This window comes from Adlercreutzia shanghongiae, from assembly GCF_035830635.1.
Taxonomy (GTDB): domain Bacteria; phylum Actinomycetota; class Coriobacteriia; order Coriobacteriales; family Eggerthellaceae; genus Adlercreutzia; species Adlercreutzia shanghongiae.
Map to the genome: position 1 here is coordinate 1 of NZ_JAYMFI010000043.1, position 5,903 is coordinate 5,903.

Below are 5,903 nucleotides of genomic sequence, written 5' to 3' on the forward strand. Positions count from 1 at the left end.
GAGTTTTCCGCCTCCCGGAACTCGCACAATCGCACTTTTCTCTGCAGCGGCGGCGCTTTTTCCGGAACGGAGCGGGCAGCCGGGGTCGAGCCGACCTGAAGAGACCTTCCCCAAAACTGGCCTTACGGATGGATCTCACGAGCGTGCCCTACGGATGAGCCCCAGGGGTAGGCCTTGGGGATGGGCCCCGGGGATGGACCCGAGGAACGCACCTCGGGGGAGGGGCCATACGGATAGGCCACGGGAATATACCTTACGGATGCGCCTTCCGAAAACGCGAGGGAAAATGAGTGCGATGATGCTTGCGCACCTGCTCGCGCAAGGCCATATGACGTGGAAGGTGCTCGGGCTTCAAAGCGGCCGACCTTTGCCCGGCGCTTCGGGCAACCCCGCGCAGCAGCTCGGCGCACTGGTTGACGTGGTGGAATTGGGAGCTCGTGACAATGGCGAGGTTGAAGCCGTCGATGCGCAAGGCATCGCGCTTGCGGGCATCATGGGCTTGCTGCTGCGGCGAGCTGTGCGCATCGCGCCCGTCGTATTCCAGCACGACTCGTTCCGCGGGCCACAGCCAATCGCACACCACGCGACTCAACCCCGTGGCTGTCCTCGCGGAGTTGGACAACACGACCGGCTCGTTCAGAAGGGGCGCTCTCAGGCCCAGCCCTCCCTGCGAGAACAGGGAGAACGCAATGATGGACACCTCCGTCTCCATGAGGGATCCCGACTTGGCGAGCACCTGCTTCGCCGCCGATCGGGCCGCCTTCACGCCTGCGAGACCCGAGGCACGGGCGGCAAAAGCCGCAAGGCGACGAGGCGACGAAAGCGGGCGGCGCACGAGGGCGCCCGCGCGCTCCTCCCCCAACGGGTAGCAGCCGCAGAGCTCGTAGCCAACAGCCAAAAGCCCTCCGCGCGTCAGCGAGGCAGCCATCTGGACGAAGACGAGCTCCGGAGAACAAACGAATACGCCTGGAGCTACCTTGATAAAGGACTGCCGCGGGAAGGCGACCGGGGAACGATGGCGCATAAGACCGCCGGAGTTCCGCGTGCCATGGGCCCTCGCGACCATGATGTGCAGCGGCCCGGCTCCCTGAGAGCGAGCAACCTCCTTCAGCGCCGACATCACGGCAGCGGCTTGCGAGGGCATCGGACCGGCGCCCGTCGAGCACGATGCGGAATCGTTAGTCGAAGCCGCCGGGCTCGCATCGGACGAATGCACCGGCCCAGCGCACGCCAAGCTTTGCAGGGCATCCTCCATAACCGATTGCACATCCGCACTCCGCACCGCCTCGTTGCAGAGCACCCCCGAAGTCGCAAAGAGGCTCGCGGGAAACAGCGAGGCATCGGCCACGCCCAAATCGTGGAACGCGTGCAGGGGGATGGCCGCGGCGGCGGACCAGGCGCGCCAGAAGAGCAGCGCCGTGCTATGGGAGAGATACACATTCATGGGCAAGCACGATACAGGGCCTCGGCGGCGCGGCGGTATGCGCGAAACAATATCAATGGAAGCAACATTCATGACCCCGGCGCTCGCAGATGCAAAAACGGCACCCCAGCCTTCCCTCGCTGGGGCCGAAGAGCGCAAGATGAGCACCCTGCTTTTTGTAACCCCGCTCTCATCAGGCTAAACGCAAAGTTTACCCCGCTGGGGTAATAGCTTTTCGCCCTCGGGCGGCGCACACTGGCCACCGTCTCCGAGGAACATCAGGAAGGGAGGATGCGATTATGAGCATCGAAGAGAACGAGGTCGCGCAGGCGGCCGGGACGCCGACGGAAGGAGGCGCCTCGCCGCGACGGCCCCGCAAGCGCGGATGGATCGTAGCAGGCGTGGTGGTGGCCGTCGTTATTGTGGCGGGTGCCGGATTCTGGGTGTGGCACGAGCAGCCGAGCTTCTGCAACGCCATCTGCCACAGCCCCATGGACTACTACGTGGAAACCTACGACGACGGCAACCCGCAGCTGGGCGTGACGGCCCACGCCGAGGCCGGCGAGGCGTGCCTCGACTGCCACACCGCCGAGCTGACCACCCAGATCGCCGAGGTGTGCGCCTGGGTGTCGGACAACTACCCCATGACCGAGGACGGCACCATGCTCGCTACGGGCAAGGAGTTCGCCAGCGAGGAGTTCTGCGCCCGCCCCGAGTGCCACCACGCCGCCGGCACCTCTTTCGACGAGATCACGGCGAATCTGTGGGGTTTCGCGGGCAACGACGAGAAGTACAACCCGCACGCGAGCCATCAGGACATGGCCCTGGAGTGCGGCGACTGCCACAAGGTCCACGAGAACCAGGTGCTCGTGTGCAACGAGTGCCAGGTGCTCGTGTGCAACGAGTGCCACGACCTGACCCTGCCCGAAGGATGGGAGGCCCCCAATGCAGAGTAACGTTTCCCGCCGCAGCTTCTTCAAGGGCGCGGGCCTTGCCGCTCTCGGTGGCCTGTCTGCCGCCGCGCTGTCCGGATGCGGCCACGGCTATGCGGCCGAGGAACCCGCAAGCCCCCGTACGGGCGACTTCGGCGGCCCTTCGTGGCTCGGCGCCCCGCCCGAGATCCTGGAGTCCGATATCGCCGAGACCCTGGAGACCGAGGTGCTCGTCGTGGGCATCGGCACGGGCGGCATTCCGGCCATGATCTCGGCTGCCGAGAACGGCGCGAAGGTGCTCGGCATCGACCGCCAGGGTACCCCGAAGAACGTTCGCGAGGATATCGGCGCCATCGATTCGCGTCTGCAGCAGGCGTCCTTCGACGAGTTCCCCCAGTTCCGCATCGAGAAGAAGGAAGCCGTGGAGGACATCGTCCGCTACGCCAACGGATTCGTGAACTACGATCTGGTGAAGCTGTGGGCCAACGAGTCCGGCGCCATGGTGGACTGGCTCACCGACATCGTGCAGCGCGACGGCAAGATGGTCATGGAGTTCGAGGGCGGCGTGGGCGACATCTCCGATCCCGGCCGCGACAAGGCCTACGCCACCGGCCACAGCCCGCAGCTGACCGACGCGGTGGGTGAGGACGAGGAGTGGGGCTTCGCGGAGTCCATCCTGGCCTACGCCGCCGAGCAGGGCGCCGAGGTGCGCTGGTACTGCGAGTTCATCAAGTGCGAGACCGATGATGCGGGACGGGTGACCGGCGTCATCGCCCGCGACGTGCAGGGCGACCGCCACTACCTGCGCATCAACGCCAGCAAGGGCGTGATCTTGTCCACCGGCGGCTACGGCAACAACCTGGAGATGATGGAGGACCGCCAGGCCTGGAACCAGAAGATCCGCATCGCGGCCCCCGGCTCCGGCGGCAACCCCACCGGCAGCGGCATCAAGGCGGCGCTGTGGCTCGGCGCCACCATGGACCCGCTCGGCGCGGCCTGCACCTTCAATCGCGCCTGCGTGAAGCCCGACCAGACTGCCGGCGACGGCGTGCTCGGCCGCTGGTTCTGGTTCGGCGAGCAGCCCTTCCTGAAGCTGAATTTGAAGGGCCAGCGCTTCTGCAACGAGAGCGGCCCCTACGACTACATGCTGCACTCCACCATCATGCAGCCGCACCAGACCTATGTGGACATCTGGGACGCGAACCACGCCGCCCAGGCCGAGGCCATGGACGAAGTGGGCTGCTGCCGCCTGTTCCCCTTCGACAACGGGGCCAGGAACAACATCCCCATGCAGGTGGTGGACGGCATGATCGAGAAGCTCATCGAGGACGGCTACGTGCAGAAGGCCGACACCATGGAGGAGCTGGCCGAGAAGCTGAACCTGCCCGTGGACACCACGGTGGCCTCGTGGAAGCGCTACAACGAAATGGCCGCGGCCGGGGTGGACGAGGACTACAACAAGGAGAAGCACCGCCTCATGGCCATCGACACGCCGCCGTTCTACGGCGTGCGCACCGGCGCGTGGTTCCTGGCGACGCTCGACGGCGTCACCATCGACACGAACATGCACCCCTGCGACGAGAACGGCGACGCCATAAAGGGCCTGTACCTGACGGGCAACGACTCGGGCGGCTTCTTCTCCGTGAGCTACCCGAACCTCATGACCGGCCTGGCCTGCGGGCGCACCATGACCTTCGGGCGCCGCGCCGGCATACTGGCCGCCACCGGGCAGGCCTAGGGCACGCCCCCTCCCTACACCCTTCCGGGGATACCGCCGGTTGCCTCACCCTCCAGTGACCAGCGGTTATGAAACGCGAAGACCCCCATCCCGCGCGGATCGGGGGTCTTCGCGTGTACAATGGGAAAAACGGGAAGGGAGGCGCCATGGAGGCGTTGGGAGAGAAGCGCCCCGCCGGGGCCGTCCGCGGGTTCGCGGCGCTGCTGCTGGTGCTGGGGGCCACATCGCTCATGAACGGGTCCATCTTCCCGCAGTTCGACGCCATCTTCATGTTCGCCCGCGACATCTCCGTCACCTGCTCGGCGGCCACGCTGCTGGGGCTGGGCCTGGCGGCCTATCGGGCGCCGCACCTGCTGGGCCACCGCGCGGTGACGGGATCTGCCGTCGCGTGCCTGATCGGCGGCGGCATCGCGCTCGCAATCGGCCTGGCCGCCCAGTCGCCCGCGGCCCTCGTTGCGGGCGCAAGCGTCGTCGCGGTCGGCCGCGCGGCCGTGACGGTGTCGGTCGGCCTGTACCTCGCACGGCTGGCGGCCCACGGCGCCGGGCTGGCCATCGCCGCCGCCTACACCGTCCAGCTGGCCGCAAGCCCGGCTGCGGCGGCCGTGCCCCCGCAGCTCGGCACGGCGCTGTTTCTGGCGTTTCCGCTGGCAGCGCTCGCGCTTTCGGCCGGTGGCGCCCGCTCCTTCTTCGAGGACTCGCGCGGCCGCCCCTCGCCGAGCGATATGTCCGTCACGCGCCCGGCCTCGTTCCTGGCGCCGTTCTCGGCGCTGTTCGGCTGCCTGCTCCTGTTCCAAGTGGCCTTCGGCTTCGCGCTTCGCTTCGACGAGGTGGCCGGCGCGCCCCGCACGTCGTTTTTCTCGGCCGTGCCGTTGGCGCTCGTGGCCCTCTACGTGGTCTTCTCGCGTCGCCGCTTCCCAGCCGACGGCGTGGTGCAGCTGTCGGCGCTCGCGGTGATGGCGGGCTTTCTGCTGTCGGCCCAGCCGCTGCTCGCCACCGGCGGCCCCGCGGCCGACGTGGCGCTCCTGAACGCCGGCAACGGCCTGTTCTCCATGGCGGCCCAGATGGCGCTCGTGGCCATCGCCGCCCGCAACCCCCTGGGAGCCATCACGACGGTGGCCTGGGGAAACGGCGTTTCGGCTTTAGGGTCGCTCGTGGGGGCGGCAGCCGGCATGATCGCCAACGGGGCGACGGAGGGAAACCCCCTGCTGCGGGCGGCCATTCCCGCCGCGCTGCTGCTGGTGTTCGCCGCCTACGTGATGGTGGGCCTGAAGCGCTTCACCTTCGCGGACGCCATCGACGGCATCGAGCCGGTGGCCGACGAGGCAACGGCGCCGGCAGCCGCCCAAACGCCCGAGGAGGCCTTCGCCGCCCGTTGCGAGGCCGTGGCCGACGAGTACGCGCTGACCCCGCGCGAGGCCGAGGTGTTCGCCATGCTGGCCCGGGGCCGCGACCGCAGCTACATCGAGGAGGCGCTCGTGGTATCGCGCAACACCGTGAAGGCCCACGTGAAGCACGTCTACGCGAAGCTCGGCATCCACTCTCACCAAGAGCTTATCGACCTGGTGGAGGGCTAGAAGCGAACGATCCACCTCGAGAAAAACTCGGGGGATAGATAATCGACCTCACAAGAAAGTTAGGAGAACGCGCAGGGAAAGCAAGTGCCCGGGGCCGCCCCTCCTGCGCGCTGCCCTCTCGCCCCATTACAGTTTGAAGTGTAGTTAATCCGACTGCTTGAGCAGCCCGCCCGGACAGTCGGATTACGATTGACATATGTCCCGAGGGACTGCCGATCGGGCGCCCGCGGACGGCC

At 67.4% G+C, this 5,903-nt stretch carries 4 protein-coding genes; 3 read left to right on the forward strand and 1 reads right to left on the reverse strand.

Annotated features, from left to right (window positions below; genetic code table 11):
• Nucleotides 1-253: 253 nt before the first annotated feature.
• Nucleotides 254-1,444 (reverse strand): hypothetical protein, encoded by a 1,191-nt coding sequence (locus VJ923_RS12045; protein ID WP_326441821.1) that lies wholly within the window; start codon nucleotides 1,442-1,444, stop codon nucleotides 254-256.
• Nucleotides 1,445-1,722: 278 nt separating this feature from the next.
• Here VJ923_RS12045 and VJ923_RS12050 point away from each other — a divergent pair, with 278 nt between their 5' ends.
• The 3 genes from VJ923_RS12050 to VJ923_RS12060 all read left to right on the forward strand — a co-directional run bounded on the left by VJ923_RS12050 (nucleotide 1,723) and on the right by VJ923_RS12060 (nucleotide 5,667).
• Nucleotides 1,723-2,379, forward strand: coding sequence for a cytochrome c3 family protein (locus VJ923_RS12050; RefSeq protein WP_326441823.1), 657 nt, complete (start codon nucleotides 1,723-1,725; stop codon nucleotides 2,377-2,379).
• The gene (locus VJ923_RS12055) at nucleotides 2,369-4,093 is read left to right on the forward strand and encodes an FAD-dependent oxidoreductase (protein WP_326441825.1); all 1,725 of its coding nucleotides are present in this window, start codon (nucleotides 2,369-2,371) and stop codon (nucleotides 4,091-4,093) included. The genes VJ923_RS12050 and VJ923_RS12055 overlap by 11 nt, the downstream gene beginning before the upstream one ends.
• Nucleotides 4,094-4,239: 146 nt before the next feature.
• Nucleotides 4,240-5,667 (forward strand): helix-turn-helix transcriptional regulator, encoded by a 1,428-nt coding sequence (locus VJ923_RS12060; RefSeq protein ID WP_326441827.1) that lies wholly within the window; start codon nucleotides 4,240-4,242, stop codon nucleotides 5,665-5,667.
• Nucleotides 5,668-5,903: the final 236 nt, after the last annotated feature.

What these genes read in the sequence shown, in the direction of transcription:
- VJ923_RS12045 (WP_326441821.1), bottom strand. Translation starts at nt 1,444, where the DNA reads ATGAATGTGTATCTCTCCCATAGCACGGCGCTGCTCTTCTGGCGCGCC.
- VJ923_RS12050 (WP_326441823.1), top strand. Translation starts at nt 1,723, where the DNA reads ATGAGCATCGAAGAGAACGAGGTCGCGCAGGCGGCCGGGACGCCGACG.
- VJ923_RS12055 (WP_326441825.1), top strand. Translation starts at nt 2,369, where the DNA reads ATGCAGAGTAACGTTTCCCGCCGCAGCTTCTTCAAGGGCGCGGGCCTT.
- VJ923_RS12060 (WP_326441827.1), top strand. Translation starts at nt 4,240, where the DNA reads ATGGAGGCGTTGGGAGAGAAGCGCCCCGCCGGGGCCGTCCGCGGGTTC.